The organism is Streptosporangium sp. NPDC049046 (genome assembly GCF_040649155.1).
Lineage (GTDB): Bacteria > Actinomycetota > Actinomycetes > Streptosporangiales > Streptosporangiaceae > Streptosporangium.
Genome location: NZ_JBEZEZ010000020.1, coordinates 35714 through 59668, shown reverse-complemented (window position 1 = coordinate 59668; position 23955 = coordinate 35714). Strand labels below are relative to the sequence as shown.

The window sequence follows — 23955 nt, the reverse complement described above, 5'->3', positions numbered from 1 at the left end:
AGAATCGAGTTTCCATGTACATCGACGATGACCGGACCAAACCGCGATTCAGGGTCCACCGGTCGGTGATGGTGGACACGGAGGTCTTCAGGCTCGAGAAGGAGAAGATCTTCAACCACACCTGGTTGTACGTCGGTCACGAGTCCGAGCTGTCCAAGCCGAACGACTTCAAGACCCGTTCGGTCGGTGGGCGGCCGCTGATCTTCGCCAGGAACAACAAGGGTGAGATCAAGGTCTGGATCAACTCGTGCCCGCACCGCGGTGCCCTGCTCTGCCGGGAGCCGAAGGGCAACGCCCGATTCATGACGTGCTTCTACCACGGCTGGGCGTTCTCGATCTCCGGTGAGATGGTGTCGCTGCCCGGCGACCAGTCCTACGGCCCCGACTTCGAACGCCCGTCGCTCACCGCGGCCCCGAGGATCGACTCCTACCGCGGGTTCGTCTTCGTCTCCTTCGACCCCGACATCGTCGACCTGAAAACCTACCTGGCCGGTGCCGCCGAATACCTGGACCTGATCTGTGACCAGTCCGAGGTCGGCATGCAGGTGATCGAGGGCACCCACGAGTATTCGGTCCGGGCCAACTGGAAGCTGCTCGTCGAGAACAGCTACGACGGCTACCACGCGGTCACCGCCCACCAGCGCTACTTCGAGATGGTCAAGGCCGCCCGGGGCAGCCTCGACGGCTCGGCACTGGGCAAGTCCTCGGCGATCGACCTGGGCAACGGCCACGCCGTCATCGCCGGGGCCGTCTCCGCCCTCGACACGTTCGGCCGGCCGCTGTCGGAGGAGGGCCGGCGGGAGAAGGCCGAGCGGCTCGGGCGGCTGCGCCAGATCCACGGCGACGCCTGGGTCGACCGGATGGAGGGCGCCCGCAACTTGGTGATCTTCCCGAACCTGGTGGTCATCGACCTGACCATGGGCGTCGTGATCCGCAAGATCGACCCACTGGCACCGGACCACATGGAGGTCACCGGCTGGGAGCTGATCCCGCCGGAGGAGGGCGACGACCTCAGGCGTCAGCGGCTCGACAACTATCTGACGTTCTGGGGGCCGGGCGGCCTCGCCACCCCTGACGACGTCGAAGCCCTGGAAGCCTGCCAGCGAGGTTTCGCCGCCTTCCAGGAACTGTCCTGGTCGGACATCTCCCGAGGCATGGCGAAGCCCGACCCGTCCGGCTCCGACGAGCTGCAGATGCGCACCTGGTGGCGGCAGTGGAACCGGCTCGTCACCGGTGAGCGACTCCCTCCGGAGGAGCACGCCCCGCTGGCGCCACACTACTCGGGCCGATCCATCCTGCGCGCGGATCTGGAGGCCAGCCCCACCTCCTGACCTCGATCCCGAGGACACCCGCCCGACCTCCGAACTATCCCCCCCGCGTCATCGAAGGATGTGAAACGCCGATGTTCGATCTTTCACCCACCGCCGCCCAGCAGAGCGCGGTGGAGGAACTACGCAGCTTCCGCCCCCGGATCAGAGAGATGGCCCGAGAGGTCAACCGTACCGGGAGGCTCCCCGCCGATCTGAGGACCGACCTGAGCCGTGCCGCCGGGGCGACGCCGGAGGCCGTCGCCGACGGCAGCTCCGTGCTGCTGGACCCGGTCGGCCTCGTTCTCGTCGCCGAGGAACTCGCCATCGCCGACGCCGGAACCGCACTGGAGATCATCGGTGCCGCCCAGGCGCAGCTGCTCGCCGCGGCCCTCGGCGACAGCGCCGCCGTCGAGCGCGTCGGCGCCCTGCGGGCCTTCGGTGACGTGGCCCTCGGTCTGTACGAGGGCTACGGCCGGGCCCCGTCCGAGTACCGGCTGCGCGCGGAACGGCAGGGCGACCGATGGTCGCTGACCGGCCGCAAGGACCCGGTGTCGCACGGCGCCGACGCCTCCGCCGTCCTGCTCGCGGGCCGCACCGACGACGACGCCTCCGCCGCCTTCCTCGTCGAGGCAGCCGGTGTGCAGGTCGAACGCGACGACCGCAAGGAGGGCAAGCTCGCCCTCGGCCTGGTCGCCTCCGCCGCCGTGCGCGTCGACGGCGCGACGGTGCCCGCCACCGCTCGGATCGGTGCGAGCGCCGAGGAGTTCACCGTGCTGCGCGCGTTCAACACGCAGCGCCTGCTCGTCCCCGCCGTCTCCATCGGACTGGGCCAGGCCGCGGTCGACACCACCGCCGAGTGGGTGTCCGGGCGCAAGGTGCGCGGTGCCGCCCTCGGCCGCAACCAGGGCGTCATGTTCCCGCTGGTCGACGCGGGCATCGCGCTCAGCCGGGCCCGGCTGCAGATCTGGGACCTCGCCTCCCGGCTCGCCGAGTTCGACACCGGAGCCGTACTGGAACGCCGCGTCGGCCGTGCCGTCGCCGCCGCCTGCGCCGCCGGCACCCAGGCCGCCCGAATCGCCTGCAACACGATGGGCTGGCGCGGCCTGAGCCAGCAGTTTCTCGCCGAGGCCCGCTACCGGGACGCCGGTGTGCTCTCGGCCGTCGACTTCGACGTGCTCCACCACAACGTCCCCGTCATCGAAGCGGCCTGAGGTTCCTCCTCTCGACCGGCGAAGCGACCACCGACCCCTGCGGAGCAAAGGAATTCAGCGATGGCGATCTCCCTCAAACCCTCTCAGAAGACCGTCGAACTCGTCGAGCTGACCCGCCGCTGGTCGCTCGACGTCGTCCGCCCGTACGCGCGCGAAGCCGACACCAACGAGATCTACCCCGACGTGCCCGAGGTCATCGAGGCCTGTCCGCTCGACGTGGCCCCCGTCGGTTTCGCCACCCTGCGAGACGACGAGTACGTCGACCGGGCCCACACCCTGAAGACCGACATCGAGTTCGGCCCCAACGTGTTGTCGGTCTTCATGACCGAACCGCTGTCGCAGGGCGACTCGTGGGCCTGGCAGATGCTGCACGGCGGCACCGTCTCCGAGGACTTCATCAACCTCATCGGCACGCCCGAGCAGGTCGAGAAGTGGTGCACCGGCGAGCACGTGCTCACCGCCATCGCCATGACCGAGGACCAGAGCGGCACCGACCTGGCCGGCATCCAGACCACCGCCGTGCGCGACGGCGACGAGTGGGTGCTCAACGGCAAGAAGGTCTTCATCTCCAACCTGCTCGAATGCGAGTGGATCGTGCTGCTCGCCACGATCAACCCGGAGGCCGGCAGTGCCGGGGTCCGCGCGTTCATCCTCGACAGGGACGACATAGCGAAGTTCGACGTCACCACCGACAAGGAAGACAAGATCGGGTTCCGGTTCATCCGGAACGCGACGTTCGAACTGCATGACATCCGCATCCCGTTCGACCGTTGCGTCGGCGGTCCTGAGGCCCCCGGCGTCGCCGCCGCCCTCGGTGTCTTCTCGAAGAACCGGGCTACCTGCGCCGTCTGGGGCACCAGCATCGCCCGAGGCTGCCTGGGCTTCACCGAGCAGTGGATCGACGAGCGCGCCGAGGAGTACTCCCCGGCGCGGCTCACGCGCATCCGCGCCGACTTCGCCGAGATGCACGACACCCTCGACGACGTCGTGCGCCTGGCGCTGAAGTCCGCCTGGCTCAAGGACAGGGGCGAGAACGCCGCCGTGACGGCCTGTGAGGCCAAGGCCGTCACACCGAAACTCGCCGAGTCGATCGTCCTTCGCTGCCTTCAGCTCGTCGGCGCGGAAGGCGCCTCCGAGCGGCACCTGTTGGAGAAGTGGTACCGCGACATCAAGATGACCGACGCCATGCTCGGCCCCGGTCAGGTCCAGCGTCGCAGCGTGTCGCAGATGCTGCTGCGCGGGGGAGCGGGCCGGTGAGCGCGTCGTTCGATCTGACCCTGCCCGACGAGGTCGTCGCCATGCGGCAGGCCGCGCGCGGCCTCGCGCTCGGCCGGCTCGACGCGGTCGCCCGCGAGGTCGACACGACCGGGCAGGTGCCCGCCGATGTGGCCGGGCACCTGCGCGACATGGGCTTCACCTGCGTCGTCGACAGCGAGTTCGGTGGCGGTGGTGTCCCCGACACCCACACCCAGCTGATCGGCGTCGAGACACTGGCTCACGGCGATCCGTCGATCGTCGGCGCGGAGGTGTTCACCGGCGGCGGAGCGCTGCTGCTCAGCCTGCTCGGCACCGCCGGGCAACGGCGGTGCTTCCTGCCAGGGGCCGCCGCTGGCTCGGCCGCCGCGCCGGCGGTGGCGCTCTACGAACGCTTCGAGCCCTCTCCGCGCGCCTATGACACAGAGATCACCCGGATGACCGACGGCCGCTACCTGGTACGCGGCGAGAAGGTCGCCGTCGCCCTGGGCGGCGGGGCCGATCATGTGATCGTGGTGGGCCGTGACCCCGAACAGAACGTGTTGCGGGCCGCTGTCGTCGCACTCGCCGACATCGAGGTGGCGAGCGCGCCGGCCCAGGGCCATCTGGCGATGTCCAGTGCCGGGCTGACCCGAATCCGATTCGACGTCACCGTCGACGCCGACGCGCTGCTGCGCGACGAGGCCGACGGTGTCACCCTCGCCCAGGCGGTCGCGCGGACCCGGCTGCTCCCGGCCGCCGTCGCGCTGGGCGGGGCGACCCGGGCTCGCGAGTACGCCACCCGTTATGCCACCGAACGCGTCGCGTTCGGCCGGCCGATCATCTCCTTCCAGGGGGTGTCGTTCACCCTCGCCGACAACCACATGCAGCTCGACGCGGCCCGGCTGGGTCTGTGGAGCATCGCGACGGCACTCGACGGGTTCGACGACGACCGGCTCGCCGACGAGGTCGGCCGCATCGTCGCCGAATGCCACGCGGCGGCGACGACGGCGACCCGCGACGCGATCCAGATCCTCGGCGGGCACGGGTTCCTCACCGACCACCCGGTCGAGCTCTGGTACCGCTGCACCGCCCTGCTGTCGACGATCGACTGTGATCCACGTTTCACCCGGTTCGCACCGGCCGTCTGAGGGAGCCACACATGGTGAATCTGGAGCTCAGCCCGGAGCTGCGGCGCTACGAGCGAGAACTGCGCGAGTGGTCGGTGGGGATGGTGCGCCCGCACGCCCGCAAGGCCGACACCGACCACGAGCCACCCGCGAACTGGAAGGAGATCATCGACTCCTGCCCGGTGCCACTGTCGAAGAACACCGCTCCGGCCGGTGCCGCCGATCACCCCGAGGATCTGCCCACCTTCCCCGACGGGGAGCTGATGCGTGGCCTCGTGCAGTACGAGATGCTGAACTACGGCGACATCTGGGCCATGCACTGCATGGGCGGCGGCATCGCCCACATCGTGGTGCGGTTGCTCGGCACCGAGGAACAGTCGAAGCGCTGGTACGAACCGATCATCAGCGGTGGTGGCACGACCGGTTTCGCGCTCACCGAGCCGCAGTTCGGCTCGGACACCAGCATGATCCAGACACGGGCCGTTCGTGACGGTGACACCTGGGTGCTCAAGGGCCAGAAGATCTTCTGCAGTCACGGTGCCTCCGCCGACTTCGTCGTCGCGTTCGCCACGACGGACCCCGCGCGCGGCGCCGCCGCGTCGGAGGCGTTCGTCGTCGAGCGAGGCACCCCCGGCTTCGAGATCATCCGGGCCAACGAGGACAAGCTCGGCCTGCGTTCCTGGGAGACCTCGCAGCTCGGCTTCGACGACTGCCGGATCCCGCTGGAGAACCGGCTCGGCTATGTCCCCGGTGCCGACGACACCGCGGGCGGTGGGCGGCTGGGCGCGCTCAGCGTGCTCAACAACAACCGCCCCAACGTCGGCAGCATGGCCATCGGCATCGCCCAGGCCGCCCTGGACGTCACCGTCGAGGTGCTGAGGGAACAGCGGCACGGCTACAGGCCGCACCGCTGGTCGGCGATCCAGGACGATCTCGACGCCATGTCGGCGGCGCTGGAACGGGGCCGCCGGATGTGCCGCCGCGCCCAGTGGATGCGCGGGCAGGGCCTGCCGAACAGGCTGGAGGCCTCCGCGGCGAAGGCGTTCTCGCCGGACACCGCCGAACGCGTCGTCCGCCGCTGCATGCAGATCCTCGGCCCGGACGGGGCCAGTACGGACCTGCTGCTGGAGAAGTGGTACCGGGACTTGAAGATCCTGGACATCTTCGAGGGCACCGGGCAGATCCAGCGCATGGTTGTCGGCAAGGAACTGGCGAAGCAGGCCGGATAGGAGTCGGGTTGAGTTGCGGGCCATGAATGTCAACGAGGGGGAGCGTGGTGTGTCGGCGGAGGGCGGGGAGCCCGCTCGACTCGACGACGTGCTGGAGCGGATCCTGGCCGGACGCCACAGCCACCGGGCCTTCCGTTCCGAGCAGGTGCCGCCGGAGCTGATCGAGCGGATGTTCGCCCTCGCCCAGCGCACCGCCTCCTGGTGCAACTCCCAGCCATGGCAGGTGATCCTCACCAGTGGTGAGGCGACCGAGCGGTTCCGTACCGTGCTGTACGAGGCGGCCTCGACTCGTGACGGCAGTTCGGACATTCCACAACCGCAGGAGTACCGGGGCGTTTACCGGATACGACGGCGGGAGGCGGGCCACGGGCTCTACGAGAGCCTGGGGATCGACCGGAAGGACTTCGAGGCGCGAAGGCGCCAGGGCATGGAGAACTTCCGCTTCTTCGGCGCGCCCCATGTCGCAGTGATCACATCGGAGCGGTCACTCGGTCCCTACGGCTACGTCGACTGCGGCGCGTACGTATCCATGCTCCTGCTGGCCGCCGAGAGCCTGGGGATCGCGGCGGTCGCGCAGGGCGCGATCGCGATGCACTCCGATACCGTGCGCGCGCACTTCCGGATTCCCGACGACCGGATGATCGTCTGCGGTGTCTCCTTCGGCTACGCCGACGAGGAGCACCCGGCGAACCTTTTCCGCACCGGCCGAGAGGAACCGACGAACGTGGTCGACCGGCGCGACCGGTGACTGTGGAGGGTCGGTCTTTCATCGCTTTTCTTTGTCTTTGCGGCCTGCTGCTGATAACGGATCGGTAAGACCGTACTGTCATGGGCCGCATACAGTGTGTGATTTTGCCAGGGTGGGAGGGCGAAGCGCGGGACGGGAGGCGAGATGCACGATGAGCATGATCGGACTCACGGTCACGGCCTCACGGCGAGACCGCGAGGGCGCATGCCGTACGGCGATCCGCCGCCCCGGCAGCCGTCGCCGTCCGCCGGGCAGCCGCCTTCCGAGCCGTCGCACGCTCCAGAGGCGCCGAGTGCCATCGGAGTCCCGGATCTCCCTGAGCCGCCGGAGCCGGCCCAGCCTCCGCGCCCCGTACGGCCTCCAGGGTCCCGGGCGCCCGTAGGGCCGCCCTCTCCTCCTGAGCCGCCGGAGTGGCCGGAGTGGGAAGAGGCGACGGTGCCGCGCGGGCCCGCGCGGCACCGCAAGGACGAGTGGGACGGGGAGAGCGGTGGCCTCGCCCCCCGTTCACCGGTCCGCGACTCCCGGACATACCTCGACAGCAGGCCGTTCTCCATGCCCCCGCCTCCCAGCCCGTGGCGGCGGCCGTGGTCGCGTCTGTCGCGCGACCAACTCCTGAGGCCCGCGCTGATCGCGGGATTCCTCGCCGCGGCGGGGGTCGGTGTCTGGTCGTCGGGATGGTCCCCGTGGGACGGCGTTCCCACCGCGGGCACGTCGCCCGCGTCTTCCGGGGAGGGCGTTCTCCGGGGGCACGACATGGTGATCACCGCCTCGCGAGCCCCCGGGGTGGACGCGAAGGTCCCGCCGGGGACGGGGAGGGCTCCCGAAGGCGGAAAGGAAGCGGACGCGAAGGCCCGCAAAGGAAGGGCTCACGGGGGAGGGAAGGGATCGGGCCATGAGGGGGGCGGTAGGGCCGGCGGGGACGGGAAGGTCCCGGGCCGTGCCCCGGCGGGGACGCTTCCGGCGGAACGCGCCCTCTCCTCTGACAGAGACATCGAAAACGAGTGGATCGAGCGGGTGGAGCGGGCAGGAGCCGCCAAGAAGCCGGCCGAGCGGCACGCACGGCACCGCGAGGGCGATTCCGCGCGGGCCGCCGCCGGGGCGGAGACGGGGCGGGCGAAAGAAGGCGCGCGGCAGGAGAGCGGGCGCGGGGCCGCGTCGAAGGCCGGTGCGGGACGGGGGAACGCGAGCGGCGGGCGAGGGGACGGAAGCGCCGGGCGCCGAGCGAGGGACGCCGGTGGGACGGCGGGACGGTCGCGCTCCGAGGCGCGGGAGGACGAGGCGCAGCCCCGGGCGGGCCGGACGGGGGCACCGGCCACCGGGTCGCCGCCACCCTCGGCCTCCAGGAGCAGGCCGTCGTCCGGGGGCGGCATCAGCGCCGGCTACGCCTGCCGTCATCTGTCCTCCACGGACTGGCGCCACGCCTACTGCGTACAGGTATGGAACGACTACAGAAACAGAAACGGCTTGCGTTGACCCGCTTTCCGTGGGTGACTTCGGTTGACGCGGAGTGATGATTAACCGCCGGGCCGGGTCGGACAAGAACGCTGACCCGCGACGATGCGGCACGCGAGGAAAACGGGCACGAATATGTTTTCACCCTGAGCACCGGGTGATCGTCACGTCGGCTCGCAGCCCCGATCTCATCGAAGGATCCGCCGCATAGAAGGGGGGAGGTTCGGGCGTTTCCGCGTTGGTGCGCCTGACCTGGGAAGCCTTGACAGGGGGTTTACAGGCAATTTCCGGCGTGTTAAAAATCTGTAACTCGTGCAGCGGGTCGCGAAAAACCAGATTGTTGGTTGTCGCGGCATCGTTGGTTTTCACGGTTCCGTTCTCGGAGACGGCACCCTCCGAGAACGCGCGCACCACCGCACGAACCCGGTATCACCGCACCACCGCACGAACCCTGGTATCACCGGCAGCGCATGACAACGCCGCCGGCGGCATAAGCGCGGCGGCGCGCGCCTTGCCTGACTGTCCCCCCAAGTCAGGAAAGGACCCTCCATGTCCCCACGCCCTCGGCCGTGGGCCAGGCTGCTGACCGCAGTCCTGCTCATCACCACCGGCGTCGCGGCCACCGGATCGACGGCCCAGGCGGTCACCGGATCGGCCACCGGCGCGGCGGCCCGCGCGATGATCGACATCCCGGCCTCCGACTATCAGCAGGTCGCCCTGGCCAGGGGCTCCGGCTCGCTGGGCGAGGCGATGTCGCTGACGGTGCTGCCCGACAGGTCGGTCCTGCACACGGCGCGTGACGGCACGATCCGCCGTACGACCGCGGCCGGGAGCACCGCGACGGCCGGCAAGCTCAACGTCTACACGCACGACGAGGAGGGGCTGCAGGGCATCGCGGCCGACCCCGCCTTCGCCACCAACCGCTACGTGTACGTGTACTACTCGCCCAGGCTGAGCACCCCGAGCGGTGACGCGCCCACCACCGGCAGCGCGGCGACCTTCGACCAGTGGAAGGGGCACCTGAATCTCTCCAGGTTCACCCTCAAAACCGACAACACCCTGGACATGGCGAGCGAGAAGGTCGTCCTGCAGGTGGCGAACGACCGTGGCCAGTGCTGCCACGTGGGCGGTGACATCGACTTCGACGCGGCGGGCAACCTGTACCTGACCACGGGCGACGACACCAACCCGTTCGAGTCGAACTCCTACGCCCCCATCGACGAGCGCACCGACCGCAACCCGCAGTTCGACGCCCAGCGCTCCTCGGCCAACACCAACGACCTGCGCGGCAAGGTGCTCCGCATCAAGCCGCAGGCCGACGGGACCTACACCATCCCCAGCGGAAACCTGTTCCCTCCGGGCACGGCCAAGACCCGGCCCGAGATCTACGCGATGGGCCTGCGCAACCCGTTCCGCATGTCGGTCGACAAGGCCACCGGCATCGTCTACCTGGGCGACTACGGGCCGGACGCCGGCAGCAGCAACTCCAGCCGCGGCCCGTCCGGCCAGGTGGAGTTCAACCGCATCACCGCCCCGGGCAACTACGGCTGGCCGTACTGCACCGGCACCAACACCACCGCCGAGACCTACAACGAGTACACCTTCCCGTCCGGCCCCTCCCAGGCGAAGTACAACTGCACCGGAGGCCCGACGAACAACTCGTTCCGCAATACCGGTCTGACCACCCTGCCCGCGGCCAAGCCCAGCTGGATTCGCTACGGCGGCGACGCCGGATCGCCGCCGGAGTTCGGCAGCGGCTCCGAGTCGCCGATGGGCGGCCCGGTCTACCGCTACGACGCGAACCTGAACTCAAGCGTCAAGTTCCCCCAGACGCTCAACGGACGGTTCTTCGCCGGCGAGTACGGCCGCCGCTGGATCAAGGCGATCGAGGTCACCTCCTCGGGGGCGCCCGGCGAGATCTCCGCCTTCCCGTGGACCGGCACCCAGGTCATGGACATGTCCTTCGGCCCCGACGGCGCCCTGTACGTGCTCGACTACGGCACCGGCTCGGGCAACCAGGCCCTCTACCGCATCGAGTACATCGGGGGCGGCAACCGCAACCCGATCGCGAGGGCCGCCGCGAACAAGACCTCCGGGGCCGCGCCGCTCGCCGTCACCTTCTCCTCGGCCGGCAGCTCCGACCCCGAGGGCGGCGCGCTCACCTACTCCTGGAACTTCGGCAACGGGGCCACCTCCACCGCGGCCAACCCCACCTACACCTACACGACCAACGGCACCTACACCGCCACACTGACCGTGCGGGACCCCGGCGGGCTGACCGGCACCGCCAACGTCACCATCACGGTCGGCAACACCGCGCCCACGGTGAACTTCGCCCAGCCCGTCAACGGGCAGCTGTTCTCCTTCGGTGACACGGTGCCCTTCCAGGTCAACGTGAGCGACCCCGAGGACGGGACCATCGACTGCAGCAAGGTCACGGTCACCTACCTGCTCGGCCACGACAGCCACGCGCACCAGATCACCAGCAGGACCGGCTGCTCGGGAAGCGTCGCGGTCCCCACCGACGGTGAGCACGACAGCGCCGCGAACATCTACGGCGTCTTCGTCGCCAGCTACACCGACAAGGCCGGCCTGACCACCGAGAGCACGCGCACCCTGCAGCCTCGCCACCGTCAGGCCGAGCACTTCGGCGCCCAGTCCGGCGTCCAGCTCGCCGACCACGCCACGGCCGAGGGCGGCAAGACCGCGGGGTTCATCGACAACGGCGACTGGATCTCCTTCACGCCGTACGCGCTCGGCAACGCGACCTCCATCACCGCCCGCGTCTCCTCCGGCGGTGCCGGCGGAACGCTCGAGGTGAGGGCGGGATCGGCCACCGGCACGCTCCTGGGCACGGTCACCGTGCCGGTCACCGGCGGCTGGGACACCTTCAGGGACGTCTCGGCCAACCTGAGCAACGTTCCCTCGGGCACCACCACGCTGTTCCTCGTCTTCAAGGGCGCGACGGGCCAGGGCAACCTCTTCGACCTGGACGCCTTCACCCTGAACACCGGTAGCAGCGGTACCAGCACCACGGTGGAGGGGGAGGCCTACACCTCCAGCTCCGGTGTGCAGTCGGTCGCCCACGCCGGAGCCAGTGGCGGAAACACGATGGGCCACATCGAAAACGGCGACTGGGCCGGCTACAGCACGCTGAGCGCGTCCGGGGCGAAGACCTTCACCGCGCGCATCTCCTCGGCGGGTTCTGGCGGCACCATCCAGATCCGCGCCGGTTCGCAGACCGGGACGATCCTCGGCTCGGTGGCGGTACCGGTCACCGGTGGCTGGGAGACCTACCAGAACGTCACCACCACCCTCACCGGGACGGGCTCAGGGGCGATCTTCCTCACCTTCACCGGTGGCTCCGGCTCACTGTTCGACGTCGACACCATCACGATCACCAAGTGACGAATTCCCGGCGCGGCACTTCGCCGCGCCGGGGATTCTCACGTACCCGAAAGGACAGCGATGCGTAGTCTCATCGCACGCGGGCTCGCGGTAGCCGCGGCGGCCCTCACGGCGGCAGCGACCGTGCTCGTCCCCGGCGCGGCCCAGGCCGCCGCCCCGTTCGACGTGCTGGTCTTCTCCAAGACGGCCGGATTCCGGCACGACTCCATCCCGACCGGCATCCAGACCATCAGGGATCTGGGTACGGCCAACGGCTTCACCGTCACCGCGACCGAGGACGCGGGAGCCTTCACCACGGCCAACCTGGCCACGTACGAGGCCGTGATCTTCCTCAGCACCACCGGTGACGTCCTCAACAACACCCAGCAGAGCGCGTTCGAGAGCTACATCAACGGCGGCGGCGGCTACCTCGGCATCCACGCGGCGGCCGACACCGAGTACGGCTGGGCCTACTACGGCCAGCTGGTGGGCGCCTGGTTCAGCAGCCACCCTGCGATCCAGCAGGCCACCGTGAGGACCGAGGACAACACGCACCCGGCCACCTCCCACCTCGGCGCCACCTGGAGCCGCAGCGACGAGTGGTACAACTACGGCACCAACCCCCGTTCCAACGTGCGCGTCCTGCAGAACCTCGACGAGGGCAGCTACAGCGGCGGCAGCATGAGCGGCGACCACCCCATCACCTGGTGCCGCACGCAGGGTTCGGGCCGCTCGTTCTACACAGGCCTGGGGCACACCATCCAGTCCTACGCGGAATCGGCCTTCCGTACCCTGCTGCTCGGCGGCATCAGGTACGTGGCCGGGCAGGTGACGGCCGACTGCAGCCCGAGGACCTCCGGCACCAGCATCACGGTCGAGGGGGAGTCCTACACCTCCAACTTCGGTGTGCAGCCGGCGAACCACGGCACGGCGAGCGGCGGCAGGACGGTGGGCTACATCGAAAACGGTGACTGGGTCGGATACTCGTCGGTCAACGTCTCCGGGGCGAAGACCTTCAGCGCCCGCGTCTCCTCGGCCGGTGCCGGTGGCACCATCCGGATGCGCGCGGGCTCGCAGACCGGGACGGTGCTCGGCACGGTGACCGTGCCGAACACCGGCAGCTGGGACACTTTCAGGACCGTCTCCACCACCCTCACCGCGACGGGTTCGGGGCCGCTGTTCCTCACCTTCAGCGGCGGCTCAGGCTCGCTGTTCGACGTCGACACCATCACGATCACCAAGTAGTGCCCGGCGGTCGGCGGGTGCCTCACACGACCGTGATCGGCTTGGTCAGCTGCTCGCGGAAGTGGTCGCACCCGTCGGCCACGCCCGGCGGGACGTTGGGGCTGTGCTCCTCGCGGCACGCCGTCTCCGGCACCTCCCGCCCCGCGGGAGTGATCCCGCCGAGCGCGCTCCGCCGGTCGCGCTCGGCGGTGCCGCGCGCCACGTGACCGGCCGCCGCCGACCGTCGCGCCCCGCCGCAGCATGACACCGCGCCCGCCCCCTGCGGGCGGACGCGGCGGGCACGGGGCCGTCTAGATGACGACGACGCCGGTCCAGAAGGCTTCGGCCTTCCGATAGACCTGGCACAACTCGGTGTCGAAGTACGGCGAGACGCCGGTGTCGTACCGGTCGTCGCCGTCGGTGTCGGAAACACTGATCGTGACGCCGTTGAGGTAGCCGGTACGGCTGTCGTCCGTGTAGCCGGTCAGCCACGAGGAACCGAGAGAACCCTCACCGGTGAACTGGGAGTCCACGCCGACGGGCCGGTCCATGGGGAGACCGGTGACGTTCATCGTGAGCGTCGGCCCGGTCGAGCGTTCGAGTGTCTCGCCCGTGTGGGGCCGGTCGCCGTCGGGGTGGGGGCCGGCGGGGTATCCGAAGACGTCGGCCGCGGGCGCGAGCGGCTGGTTGAACAGGATTCCCTGGGCGCCGACGTTGTCGGCCAGCGACCCGACATTGGTCAGCACGTCCGGGGAAGGAGAGGCAACACCGCGGTACACGTTGACGAAGGCGAGGTCGCGGTCGTAGTCCCGGACGTCGTCGAAGTCCTGGTGAACGAAGCCAACCTTCCCGACGTACAGCCCGAACGGGGCGGTGCCCTCGGAGTAGGCCGGGACGAAGACCCAGTTGGCGAGCGTACCGGCCGGGGCCTCGGTGTCCAGCAGGCAGTGACCCGCCGTCGCGACGGCGTTCCGATACCTTGTGTGCACGACCGTGCCGGTGCACCAGTGCGGCTGGAGGTCGCTCCCGACGAAGAACACCTTGCCCGAGGTGGTGGGCATTCCCCCTTCCGGCGAGGCCGGTCCCTCCAGCGGCGGGATGGAGTACCGGGGGCCGTCCGGGACGATGTCCGTGCTCAGGCGTTCCCCGTCGGCCGCGGTCCGCACGGCGTACGGTGTGGCGTTCCTCAGGTTGGCGGCCCCGTCGGCGAACCAGAATCTCGCGACCTGCTGGGCCTCCGTCGTGGTGGGGGCCAGCCGGACCATCACCACGCTCGCGGCCTGTGCCGGTGTGACGACGGTGGAACCCAGCACGCTCAGACCGACACCCAATGCGATCAGTGCACGTCTCAAGCTTGATCTCCGATCCAGTCATGGGCGTCTTCGCGCCCTGTAGGTGTGGAGAACCGGCCGGTCGGCCCGGCCGGTGAACAGCAAGATCGTAACTTTGACCGCGACCTGTTTCCAGAAGTTTTAGATCACATGTTCGATACAGGGGGGATGGTGGGTCGTCGTCGCACGGCTTCGGAAACTCCGACCACGGCCCCGGCGCGCCGACCGGGATCAGCGTGTGGCTGAGCGCGGCCGAGGACACCCCCTGACGGCCGTCCTCGCTCGCTCGGGGCGTTTCATGAGGGTATGTGGGCAGGGTCTTTTCAAATAGTGGACTGTTGTTTGGCGTCTCGTCTCAACCCTCGGTACCCTTGATCTCAAGGTCGAGAGGCGCTGCAACGGGCTCGGGTCCGCCACGCTCGGCCCTGATCTTCCGGTAAGGGCGCCTCCCAGAACAGGGAGGTGGACCGATGAACGGATCCTTGAAGCACGTCGGCGAGCACGAGGGTGACTCCGCCTCGCACACATCCGGTGACGGTGCGCGTTCCGCGGACGGCGTCCAGGGAGCCGAGGCCCGCGCGCGGGCACTGCGCGAGCTTCTCGGGCAAAGAATCCTGGTGCTCGACGGAGCCTGGGGCACGATGCTGCAGGGGGCCTCGCTCACCCCGGCCGACTACCGCGACGATCGCTTACTCGACCATCCGCGCGACGTGACCGGCGACCCGGACCTGCTGAACCTGACGCGCCCCGACGTCATCCTGGACATTCACCGCCAGTACCTCGCGGCCGGCGCGGACATCACCACCACCAACACCTTCACCGCCACCAGCATCGGCCAGGCCGACTACGGGCTGGAGTCGCTGGTGCGGGAGATGAACCTGCGCGGCGCCCAGCTGGCCCGCCAGGCCGCCGACGAGGCGGGCGGACGCTTCGTGGCCGGTTCGATCGGCCCGCTGAACGTCACGCTGTCGCTCTCCCCGCGCGTCGAGGACCCCGCCTACCGAGCGGTCTCGTTCGACGATGTCCGCGCCGCCTACGCCGAGCAGATCAGCGCGCTCGCCGAGGGCGGGGTCGACCTGCTCCTGATCGAGACGATCTTCGACACGCTCAACGTGAAGGCCGCGATCACCGCCGCGCGCGAGGTCGCCCCGCACCTGCCGCTGTGGATCTCGGTGACGATCGTCGATCTGAGCGGGCGCACGCTGTCGGGACAGACCGTCGAGGCGTTCTGGAGTTCGATCCGGCACGCCGAACCGCTCCTGGTCGGCGTGAACTGCTCGCTGGGCGCCGAGGAGATGCGCCCGCACGTCGCCGAGCTCGCGCGCCTCGCCGACACCTACGTCGCCTGCCACCCCAACGCGGGCCTGCCCAACGCGTTCGGCGGCTACGACCAGACCCCGGACGAGACCGCGGCGCTGCTCGACGAGTTCGCCAGGGCGGGAATGGTCAACGTCGTCGGCGGCTGCTGCGGGACCTCACCCGCGCACATCGCGAAGATCGCGTCCGCCGTGTCCGGCCTGCCGCCCCGCCAGGTGGCCGAACCCGCGGCCCGCACCCGCTTCAGCGGCCTGGAGCCCTTCGAGATCGGCCCGGACACCGGGTTCGTCATGATCGGCGAGCGCACCAACGTCACCGGCTCGGCGCGCTTCCGGCGCCTCATCGAGGCCGACGACCACCAGGGCGCCGTCGACGTCGCGCTGGAACAGGTACGCGGCGGCGCCAACCTGCTCGACGTCAACATGGACGCCGACCTGCTCGACAGCGAGCAGGCGATGACCACCTTCCTGAACCTGATCGCGACCGAGCCCGAGGTCGCCCGCATCCCGGTCATGATCGACAGCTCGCGGTGGAGCGTGCTGGAGGCCGGTCTCAAGTGCGTGCAGGGCAAGGGCGTCGTCAACTCGATCAGCCTGAAGGAGGGCGAGGAGGCGTTCCTGCAGCAGGCGCGGATCATCCGCGACTACGGCGCCGGTGTGGTGGTCATGGCCTTCGACGAGCAGGGACAGGCCGACACCGTTGAGCGCAAGGTGTCGATCTGCGCCCGCGCCTACGACCTGCTGACGAGTGAGGCCGGGTTCGCCGCCGAGGACATTGTGTTCGACCCCAACGTGCTCGCCGTCGCCACCGGCATCAGTGAGCACAACGGGTACGCCAAGGCGTTCATCGAGGCCCTGCCGCTGATCAAGGAGCGCTGCCCCGGAGCGCTGACCAGCGGCGGCATCTCCAACCTCTCGTTCTCCTTCCGAGGCAACGACATCGTGCGCGAGGCGATGCACTCGGCGTTCCTGCTGCACGCGGTGCGCGCCGGCCTCGACATGGGCATCGTGAACGCCGGGCAGCTCGCGGTCTACCAGGACATCCCCGCCGACCTGCTCGAACTCGTCGAAGACGTGATCTTCGACCGGCGTGAGGACGCCACCGACCGGCTCGTCGCCTTCGCCGACACGGTGAGCGGGTCCGGCACCCGCCGCGTCGTGGACCTCGCCTGGCGCGAGGCCCCGGTGGAAGAACGCCTGTCGTACGCCCTCGTGCACGGCATCGTCGACTTCATCGAGGCCGACACCGAGGAGGCCAGGCAGCAGCGGGCACGCCCCCTGGAGGTGATCGAGGGGCCGCTCATGGACGGAATGAAGATCGTGGGCGACCTGTTCGGGTCGGGCAAGATGTTCCTGCCGCAGGTGGTCAAGAGCGCGCGGGTGATGAAGCGCTCGGTCGCCTACCTCGAACCCTTCATGGAGGCGGAGAAGGAGCAGGCGCGGCTGGAAGGGCGCCTCGACACCAGCCGCGGCCAGGGGAAGGTGGTGCTCGCCACCGTCAAGGGCGACGTCCACGACATCGGCAAGAACATCGTCGGCGTCGTGCTCGGCTGCAACAACTACGAGGTCGTCGACCTCGGGGTGATGGTCCCCGCCTCGGTCATCCTGGACACCGCCGTCGCCGAGGGAGCCGACGTCGTCGGGCTCTCCGGCCTCATCACCCCGTCGCTGGACGAGATGGTCACCGTCGCCGAGGAGATGCGCCGCCGAGGGCTGAAGCTGCCCCTGCTGGTCGGCGGCGCCACGACCTCACGTCAGCACACCGCGGTCCGCATCGCTCCCGCCTACGACAACCCCACGGTCCACGTGCTCGACGCCTCCCGCGTCGTCGGCGTCGTCTCCGACCTGCTGGACGCCGACCGCGCCGAGGCACTGGACGCGAGCAACCGCGCCGACCAGGAACGCCTACGCGAGCAGTACGCGAACAAGCAGCGCACCCCGCTGCTGAGCGTCGAGCGGGCCCGCGCCAACCCCGAGAAGGTCTCCTTCGAGGACCTGCCCGTCCCCGACTTCACCGGCATCCGCGTCGTGGAGCCGGACCTGGCCGTGCTGCGGGAGATGATCGACTGGCAGTTCCTCTTCCTCGCCTGGGAGCTGAAGGGCAAGTATCCGGCGATCCTCGACCAGCCGGTGGCCCGCGAGCTCTTCGACGACGCCAACACCATGCTCGACCAGATCATCGCCGAGGGGAGCTTCCAGGCCAAGGGTGCCTACGGCTACTGGCCCGCCCACTCCGAGGGCGACGACATCGTGCTCGAACACGGCCTTCGCCTGCCGATGCTGCGCCAGCAGACGGCCAAGCCCGAAGGCCGGCCCAACCGGTGCCTGGCCGACTACATCGCCCCGGCCGGAGACCACCTCGGCGGGTTCGCCGTGGCGATCCACGGCGCCGAGGAGCTCGCGGCCCGCTACGAGGCCCAGAACGACGACTACCGATCGATCATGGTGAAGGCCCTCGCCGACCGCCTCGCCGAGGCGTTCGCCGAGCACATCCACCTGCAGGCACGGCGTGGCTGGTTCGAGCCGGACGCCGACCCCCTCATCGAGGACCTGCACGCCGAACGCTTCCGCGGCATCCGCCCCGCGCTCGGCTACCCGGCGAGCCCGGACCACAGCGAGAAGCGGGAGCTGTTCGACCTGCTGGACGCCGACCGCCTCGGCATGGGCCTGACCGAGTCCTTCGCGATGACCCCGGCCGCGAGCGTGAGCGGGCTCATCTTCGCCCATGAGTCGTCGCGGTACTTCACCGTGGGGCGGCTTGGCAAGGATCAGGTCGAGGACTACGCCGTGCGGCGTGGCCTGGAGCTCGCGGAGGTCGAGCGCTGGCTGCGGCCCAACCTCGCCTACGACCCGGAGTGATCTGATCCTGTTGGCCGGTGCCGTAGGTCGTTGACGGCCCCGGCCGACGGGATTCACCTCTGAAGCCACCGCGTAAGCCATGACGTCCTGCCCTGCTAGACGTGCCATGAAGGCTTCCAAGGGCTGATCTCATAACCAACGGATTGGCCCGGCGCCTCCACCTGAGTAGAGGGATGCTCACCGGGACGGTTCCTGGTTGGAGCGGAATCCAGTGCGCGGACAACGGACTTCGGTGGGGATCAAGGCGCCCCGGCGACTGCTGAAGCACGTGGGTATCGGGCGAGGGGAGGGGATTTCTGGGTGGCCTTCCAGGTGTCTCGCTCGCCGTCGAGAGCGTCTGGGGCGTCGTGGTCATCTGCCTTCCTGGGTTGGAGTTGCGGCCACGATGAACCGAAAGACCTGACCTTCGCAGTGGTCAGGTCTCGGAGAGTTGGAACCAGACCACCCGGCCGGTCGGGGTCTCGTACCAGCCCCAGGAGGTGGACAGTTCCTGGACCAGCCAGAGGCCGCGTCCGCCGCCGTTGTCGGGGGCGACGTCCAGGCAGATTCGGGGCGTCTGTCCTGTTGATCCGGCGTCGATGACGTCGATGTGGAGCGTTCCATCGTGGTTGGCGACGGCGACGGAAACCCGGCCGTAGGGGTGGCGGCCGGAGTCGGAATGGCGTACCGCGTTGGTGAAGAGTTCGCTGACCAGCAGCAGTGCGTCGTCGGTCTGCTTGTGGCAGATGCGGTCCAGCAGGTCACGGACGTAGCGGCGGGCCAGTGGGACGGACTCCACCTCGGCAGGGAGGTCGGCCCGGCCCAGCGGCTCCGGCGCCTTCATCGCGCAACCTCCAAGAGCCGCTCCGCCGCCATCCGCATCCTGCTCCGGCCCTGCCGGTCGTGGTCCGTCCGGGTGGAAGTTCGATCCCAGGTGAACACCGAGGTGCGGCCCCGCTGCGCGGTGACGACCCTCGACCGCCCTGGCGACATGAAGATCTCCACACTCGGCCGACGGCCGGGCGAGAGCCGGACCACGGAGTCGAACCCGAGATCGTTCAACTCCCAGGCCAACTCCAGCAACTCACCACCCCACCCTTGAAGATCACGAATCTTCATCTTCCTGTCATCCCTCCGTCGGTCCTGAAGCTGCTCGGCGTTGGACGTGATGGGCCTGCGGCTTACGCGGAACGGGCTACAAAGCCTGCGACTGCGACGTACCATCACTCTCGGTGAGCGAGCACGTGCTAAATCTGCACCTGCAAATCTGAACCTGCAAGCACTTTCGCACAACCAGTTAAAGATTCATTACGATGTGTGATCGCACAGGTGTCTTGGAGGGAGACCCATGGCCAGCTTCTCGCCGACCGTCCGCCATCGACGACTGCTGCAGGAGTTGCGACAACTCCGCACCGCGGTCGGCCTCAAGCAGGAGGAAGTGGCTGATCATCTGAACTGGTCGACATCGAGGATGACCAAAGTGGAAGGCGGGACGCTGCGGATCTCCGTCAACGACGTCCGGGCCATGTTGCAGCTCTACGGACTCCGTGAGGGCGCCGAGTACGACGCGCTCGTCCAGCTGGCGAAACAGGCGAAGGAGCGAGGGTGGTGGCATGCCTACAGCGATGTGATCCCGCAGTGGTTCCAGGTCTACGTAGGGCTGGAAGCGGAGGCGTCGTCACTTCGTAACTACGAACCCGAACTCGTTCACGGGCTCCTCCAGACCGAAGATTACGCTCGCGCGATCTACCGGGCGGCACGGGTGACCGACGCACCCGACGAGATAGAGCGGCACGTCAGCCTGCGCATGGCCCGACAGGACGTCATCACCCGATCCGAGCAGCCCATGAACTTCTGGGCGATCGTGAACGAGGCCGCTCTGCGTCGCCGCGTCGGTGGTGCCCGTGTCATGAAAGAGCAGCTCCAGCACCTCGCGGACATTTCGGCTCAGCCGAATGTGACCGTCCAGGTCTTGCCCTACGTCATCGGCGCTCATGCGGCGATGCTCGGATCGTTCGCCATCCTGTCCTTCTCCGAGGGGCCGAGTGAAGTCACCTACCTGGAGTACATAACCGGCAGTCTCTATCTGGAGAAGACCGAAGAGATTCAGGCATATACCCTGGCATATGACCACCTGCGTGCTTCAGCTCTCGATCCTCGGGATTCAATCGATATGATCGCGAAGCTCGCAAAAGAAGATCTATAAGCACTGAAAGGGGCAAAGTGTCCCACGAAGAAATAGCTCGGGCGGTCTGGCGAAAGAGCAGCCTTAGTGGTGGAAACGGCGGTAGTTGCGTCGAAGTGGCCTCTTTGGGCGGAGGACGTGTAGGTGTTCGTGACAGCAAGGACCGGAGCGGGCCGGCGCTGATTTTCGCCTCCACTGAGTGGCGAACCTTCATCAGCGGCATCAAGGACGGCTCCCTTGCGGATCCGGCCGCTTGACGGTCTATCCGAGGCATCGGCCACGGTCGCGGCTTGGACTGTCGAAGTGCTGTCTGTCGGCCGCACCACTGTGAAGAGTGCCGTTCCTGAGAGGGAGCGGCAACATGCCTGTGGCAGGCTTCGGGGCGTGCGTTATCGACCGACAGGCTCGGGTGAGCGTCGGTGTCCTCAGGATGACATCCGTGCTCCGCTGGAAGTTTCTGAAACGGCGGAGGCGAAGCGGCATAGTGCCTGACCTGCCAGGCGAGATTTGCGATGATGTCTCGGGCAGGGCTCGGATCACGGAGTGGGGGAGGGGTGGGGTGATGGCGTTCGACCCGAAGCTGGCGGCGGCGCTGTCGGGGGCCACGCTCCGTCAGCTCGCCCACTGGCGCAAGGCCGGAGTCAACCGTGGCGCGGTGCTGATCCCGGAGATTTCCGGCACCCGGCCCGTTCTCTATTCCTTCCGCGATGTGGTGGCGTTACGGACCTGCGTCAAGCTGCGCAATGACGCCTCGCTGCAGAAGATCAGGCGGGCGCTCGACACCCTCCGCGGCGACTTGCAGGAGCACGATCACCTTTCGTCGTACGCGCTGGTCGCCGACGGCAGCAGCATCTATCTGGCCGAGTCCGACCAGGCGGTCGACCTGGTACGCAGGAAAGCCAACGTGGTCATCCACGAGATGGTCGATGTCCTGCAGCCGTTCTACCGCGACGGCAGATATATCCCGGCACTGCTGCGGCCCCGCGCGCATGTGACGGTGAATCCGGCGGTTCGCGGCGGAGTACCGGTGATCGAGGGCACTCGCGTCCCCTATGACGAGGTCGCCGCTCTCCTTAGAGACGGGCTCCCCCCGGAGCGGATCTCCGAGTACTACCCGAGCGTCACCCCTACGGCGGCTCTGGACGCCGCCGACTTCGCCGACTACGTCAATAGCTACGATCCCCCCAAGGAATCACGTGAGGCTGCTGCTGGATGAGAACGTGTCCCGGCCGCTCCACCAGGCCATCAACGCCTTCGTTCTGGGGCATGAGATCGTCCATCTGCTGGATCTCGACCGCTGGTCCGGGACTCGGGACGAAAACCTCTACCCCCGAGCGGTGGCCGAGGGATTTCACGTCATCCTGACCAACGACGCCCGGCAGATGCAGCGCCCCCGAGAGGTCGAGGCGATCGCTACCTCCGGGCTGCACCGGATTGAATACCCGCACAAGCATCCCGGCATGATCGGAATCGGCCTGGCGATCGCTACTGTCGCCGCCGGACTGCCTGCTGCCCTGAATCTCCTCACCGAGGCGGACGGGCAGCGCTTGGTGACCTTACGCGGCATCGACCCGGCCCCGGCCAGTCGCCTGCGCGTTGTCGATCCCGCTGCCACTCCACCCAAGTATTGGCCGAAGCCGTCCCAGGAGTAACGCTTTGACCGAATGGACAGGTCTGAAGCGCTCCGGGACACACCAGAGCCTCCATCAGACCCGGAGCGCTTCACCGTCGCGGGGGGCTGGGTCTTCTCCATGCGCTCCGGTCAGTGGCCGGTGGCGATCCTCTCTCGGCTGACAGGTCTGGGGGTTCGGCGCGTCATCCCGCGGCAACGTCTGGCCTCCGAGGAACTGGCGGCCGAGTTGACCCGAGCATGTTGGGTGCGCGTCCTCGCCGGACGCGGAAACGAACTAACACGCGACGGGTTCGCGACCGTCTGGGAATCCGCAGGTAGACGGCTGGAATCCGTGCAAGTGCTCCTGCCCGACGCCGATCTCGGTTCCGACTCGTGGCTTTCCAGACGGGAGGAGGAGATGCGCCGGGTGGATCTGGGCTTCTCCTCCGGCCTGCTCGCCGAACAAGTACGAGTCAATGCCGCTTACGTGCGCGAGGTCGCCCGGCATCGAGAAAACGTCTCGCTACGGTTCTACGATTTGCCCAACGTGCACCGCGTGATCATCACTGACAACGTCGCCTACCTGACCATCTATCAACAGGCAGAACACGGTCGTAACTCGCCATGTATCGTCGCGCGGCGTCCCGGACTGATGTACGACTATGCCCTGCTCCTTTTTGGTGCAGCCTGGGAGCACGGCCGTCCGGCGGAGTAACCCGGCAACGTGCTCGTCCTCCGGCCGGATCGGCACCGGCGATCACCTCCGTAAGGGTAGATAACGTCAGAGTGGTCGACAGGGGAGCGGCAATGCCGCTCCTGGTGCAGGATGGGAAATCATGCCTACGCATTGCTACCGGATGCTGGGCTCGGTTCACGATGCGGAGGATGTCCGCGGTGGGAGCGCCGCCCCTGCGGGGACGGCAGCCAGGGCAGGCGCGTCCCGCCGCCGCTGCCCGCCAGGGTGTGGATCAATAGGTCACTCACGACTCTTCAGGCCAATACCTCACCACAAACCACAAAAGTAAACTGATGTCTCATTGGGTTTGACAGGCACCGCGGACCACGCAAGGGAAAAAGCGCCCTTCCTGAACGGCAAACCATGAGCCATGATGTCAATGGCGCGCTCGAACAGCCGGGCCAGTAAAGGGAACCAGTAAAGGGGATTCGTCACATGAACCCGCTCGATGACGCCCAACTCGCCTTCGAATGCGAGCTATTTGATCTCGATAGAGTTTCACTGACGGTACTGCGAGGAATGCCCCTTGCCGCACTCGGACCGGCCCTGCCACATGTCGCTGAGGAAGCCGAGGACCCAACCAGAAGCAAGACCTCCTGCTCGAACGCAACCGGAGTTGGCTGACCCTCGGCTCGCCGCAGTCGATCACGCAGGAAGGCTTGCCATGCAGGCAGAAGATCCTTTTGATGACCTGGACTTCCGAACGCACAAGGTTCCTCGGCGCGACTTCGATCAACTGACGCACGGGCAGGCGACGCCTCGCGCGGTCCGCGGGATCCGGCAGGCCGAACACAGCCGGCGCCTGCTCCTGCTGCGTGCGGTTGACGAGAAAGTCAAGAAGCGGCCGGACCTCATGGGTCCCCTGCCGCATCCGGACCGCGCCTGGGAGCTACCCGACCGGGTGGAGCAGGTTTCCCGCCGCACCCTCGATCTGGTGCTCGCCCATCCGTACACCGGAGCGTGGGCCGGCTACACGACCCGGCTGCTGCAGGCCCCACCGCCCCTTTGACGGA

General features: G+C 68.2%; 21 protein-coding genes. 16 read left to right on the top strand and 5 right to left on the bottom strand.

The window, feature by feature from the left end:
* The first annotated feature begins 14 nt into the window (after nt 1–14).
* The 7 genes from AB0B96_RS26765 (at nt 15) to AB0B96_RS26735 (ending at nt 8334) form a co-directional block, all read left to right on the top strand.
* Nucleotides 15–1331 carry an aromatic ring-hydroxylating dioxygenase subunit alpha gene (locus AB0B96_RS26765; RefSeq protein ID WP_362902885.1) on the top strand — a complete coding sequence of 439 codons (1317 nt, stop codon included), beginning with the start codon at nt 15–17 and terminating at the stop codon, nt 1329–1331.
* Nucleotides 1332–1402: 71 nt separating this feature from the next.
* The gene (locus AB0B96_RS26760; protein WP_362902883.1) at nt 1403–2521 is read left to right on the top strand and encodes an acyl-CoA dehydrogenase; all 1119 of its coding nucleotides are present in this window, start codon (nt 1403–1405) and stop codon (nt 2519–2521) included.
* 60 nt (nt 2522–2581) lie between these two features.
* Nucleotides 2582–3778, top strand: coding sequence for an acyl-CoA dehydrogenase (locus AB0B96_RS26755; protein ID WP_362902881.1), 1197 nt, complete (start codon nt 2582–2584; stop codon nt 3776–3778).
* Nucleotides 3775–4905: an acyl-CoA dehydrogenase family protein gene (locus AB0B96_RS26750; RefSeq protein WP_362902879.1), complete on the top strand. Its 1131-nt coding sequence runs from the start codon at nt 3775–3777 to the stop codon at nt 4903–4905. Before AB0B96_RS26755 ends, AB0B96_RS26750 begins: the two co-directional genes overlap by 4 nt.
* Nucleotides 4906–4916: 11 nt before the next feature.
* A complete protein-coding gene (locus tag AB0B96_RS26745; protein ID WP_362902877.1) occupies nt 4917–6113 on the top strand; it encodes an acyl-CoA dehydrogenase family protein in 1197 nt (398 codons plus the stop codon).
* Nucleotides 6114–6135: 22 nt separating this feature from the next.
* Nucleotides 6136–6861, top strand: a complete 726-nt coding sequence (locus AB0B96_RS26740) for a nitroreductase (protein WP_362902875.1) — start codon at nt 6136–6138, stop codon at nt 6859–6861.
* A gap of 435 nt (nt 6862–7296) precedes the next feature.
* Nucleotides 7297–8334, top strand: coding sequence for a hypothetical protein (locus AB0B96_RS26735; protein WP_362902873.1), 1038 nt, complete (start codon nt 7297–7299; stop codon nt 8332–8334).
* 120 nt (nt 8335–8454) lie between these two features.
* Here AB0B96_RS26735 and AB0B96_RS26730 read toward each other — a convergent pair whose 3' ends face one another.
* Entirely contained in the window at nt 8455–8727 is a 273-nt protein-coding gene (locus tag AB0B96_RS26730; protein WP_362902871.1) for a hypothetical protein, read from the bottom strand.
* Between the two features lie 135 nt (nt 8728–8862).
* Here AB0B96_RS26730 and AB0B96_RS26725 point away from each other — a divergent pair, with 135 nt between their 5' ends.
* Nucleotides 8863–11721, top strand: a complete 2859-nt coding sequence (locus AB0B96_RS26725; protein ID WP_362902869.1) for a carbohydrate-binding protein — start codon at nt 8863–8865, stop codon at nt 11719–11721.
* A 60-nt stretch (nt 11722–11781) separates the two neighbouring features.
* Nucleotides 11782–12945, top strand: a complete 1164-nt coding sequence (locus AB0B96_RS26720) for a ThuA domain-containing protein (RefSeq protein ID WP_362902867.1) — start codon at nt 11782–11784, stop codon at nt 12943–12945.
* A gap of 22 nt (nt 12946–12967) precedes the next feature.
* Here AB0B96_RS26720 and AB0B96_RS26715 read toward each other — a convergent pair whose 3' ends face one another.
* Both AB0B96_RS26715 and AB0B96_RS26710 read right to left on the bottom strand, forming a co-directional pair.
* Complete coding sequence (locus AB0B96_RS26715; RefSeq protein ID WP_362902865.1) at nt 12968–13147, bottom strand: hypothetical protein; 180 nt, start codon at nt 13145–13147, stop codon at nt 12968–12970.
* Nucleotides 13148–13235: 88 nt separating this feature from the next.
* Entirely contained in the window at nt 13236–14276 is a 1041-nt protein-coding gene (locus tag AB0B96_RS26710; RefSeq protein WP_362902863.1) for a hypothetical protein, read from the bottom strand.
* Nucleotides 14277–14725: 449 nt separating this feature from the next.
* On the opposite strand from AB0B96_RS26710, the gene metH reads away from it, so the two are divergent.
* A complete protein-coding gene (gene metH, locus AB0B96_RS26705; protein ID WP_362902861.1) occupies nt 14726–18430 on the top strand; it encodes a methionine synthase in 3705 nt (1234 codons plus the stop codon).
* 415 nt (nt 18431–18845) lie between these two features.
* On the opposite strand, the gene AB0B96_RS26700 is transcribed toward metH, so the two are convergent.
* Nucleotides 18846–19253, bottom strand: a complete 408-nt coding sequence (locus AB0B96_RS26700; protein ID WP_362902859.1) for an ATP-binding protein — start codon at nt 19251–19253, stop codon at nt 18846–18848.
* Nucleotides 19250–19528, bottom strand: a complete 279-nt coding sequence (locus tag AB0B96_RS26695) for a hypothetical protein (RefSeq protein ID WP_362902857.1) — start codon at nt 19526–19528, stop codon at nt 19250–19252. The genes AB0B96_RS26700 and AB0B96_RS26695 overlap by 4 nt, the downstream gene beginning before the upstream one ends.
* A 229-nt stretch (nt 19529–19757) precedes the next feature.
* On the opposite strand from AB0B96_RS26695, the gene AB0B96_RS26690 reads away from it, so the two are divergent.
* From AB0B96_RS26690 to AB0B96_RS26665, 6 genes are all read left to right on the top strand, one after another.
* Nucleotides 19758–20615: a helix-turn-helix transcriptional regulator gene (locus tag AB0B96_RS26690; protein ID WP_362902855.1), complete on the top strand. Its 858-nt coding sequence runs from the start codon at nt 19758–19760 to the stop codon at nt 20613–20615.
* A gap of 17 nt (nt 20616–20632) precedes the next feature.
* The gene (locus AB0B96_RS26685) at nt 20633–20851 is read left to right on the top strand and encodes a DUF397 domain-containing protein (RefSeq protein WP_362902853.1); all 219 of its coding nucleotides are present in this window, start codon (nt 20633–20635) and stop codon (nt 20849–20851) included.
* Nucleotides 20852–21156: 305 nt separating this feature from the next.
* Nucleotides 21157–21810 (top strand): DUF433 domain-containing protein, encoded by a 654-nt coding sequence (locus AB0B96_RS26680; protein ID WP_362902851.1) that lies wholly within the window; start codon nt 21157–21159, stop codon nt 21808–21810.
* Nucleotides 21791–22246, top strand: a complete 456-nt coding sequence (locus AB0B96_RS26675; protein WP_362902849.1) for a DUF5615 family PIN-like protein — start codon at nt 21791–21793, stop codon at nt 22244–22246. Before AB0B96_RS26680 ends, AB0B96_RS26675 begins: the two co-directional genes overlap by 20 nt.
* A gap of 12 nt (nt 22247–22258) precedes the next feature.
* Entirely contained in the window at nt 22259–22921 is a 663-nt protein-coding gene (locus AB0B96_RS26670) for a hypothetical protein (protein ID WP_362902847.1), read from the top strand.
* A gap of 685 nt (nt 22922–23606) precedes the next feature.
* On the top strand, nt 23607–23951 hold the full coding sequence (locus tag AB0B96_RS26665) for a hypothetical protein (protein ID WP_362902845.1): 345 nt from the start codon (nt 23607–23609) through the stop codon (nt 23949–23951).
* Nucleotides 23952–23955 lie beyond the last annotated feature (4 nt).

Coding starts and splice junctions, on each gene's coding strand:
- AB0B96_RS26765 (WP_362902885.1), top strand. CDS start 15: ATGTACATCGACGATGACCGGACCAAACCGCGATTCAGGGTCCACCGG.
- AB0B96_RS26760 (WP_362902883.1), top strand. CDS start 1,403: ATGTTCGATCTTTCACCCACCGCCGCCCAGCAGAGCGCGGTGGAGGAA.
- AB0B96_RS26755 (WP_362902881.1), top strand. CDS start 2,582: ATGGCGATCTCCCTCAAACCCTCTCAGAAGACCGTCGAACTCGTCGAG.
- AB0B96_RS26745 (WP_362902877.1), top strand. CDS start 4,917: ATGGTGAATCTGGAGCTCAGCCCGGAGCTGCGGCGCTACGAGCGAGAA.
- AB0B96_RS26740 (WP_362902875.1), top strand. CDS start 6,136: ATGAATGTCAACGAGGGGGAGCGTGGTGTGTCGGCGGAGGGCGGGGAG.
- AB0B96_RS26725 (WP_362902869.1), top strand. CDS start 8,863: ATGTCCCCACGCCCTCGGCCGTGGGCCAGGCTGCTGACCGCAGTCCTG.
- AB0B96_RS26720 (WP_362902867.1), top strand. CDS start 11,782: ATGCGTAGTCTCATCGCACGCGGGCTCGCGGTAGCCGCGGCGGCCCTC.
- metH (WP_362902861.1), top strand. CDS start 14,726: ATGAACGGATCCTTGAAGCACGTCGGCGAGCACGAGGGTGACTCCGCC.
- AB0B96_RS26700 (WP_362902859.1), bottom strand. CDS start 19,253: ATGAAGGCGCCGGAGCCGCTGGGCCGGGCCGACCTCCCTGCCGAGGTG.
- AB0B96_RS26695 (WP_362902857.1), bottom strand. CDS start 19,528: ATGAAGATTCGTGATCTTCAAGGGTGGGGTGGTGAGTTGCTGGAGTTG.
- AB0B96_RS26690 (WP_362902855.1), top strand. CDS start 19,758: ATGGCCAGCTTCTCGCCGACCGTCCGCCATCGACGACTGCTGCAGGAG.
- AB0B96_RS26680 (WP_362902851.1), top strand. CDS start 21,157: ATGGCGTTCGACCCGAAGCTGGCGGCGGCGCTGTCGGGGGCCACGCTC.
- AB0B96_RS26670 (WP_362902847.1), top strand. CDS start 22,259: ATGGACAGGTCTGAAGCGCTCCGGGACACACCAGAGCCTCCATCAGAC.
- AB0B96_RS26665 (WP_362902845.1), top strand. CDS start 23,607: ATGCAGGCAGAAGATCCTTTTGATGACCTGGACTTCCGAACGCACAAG.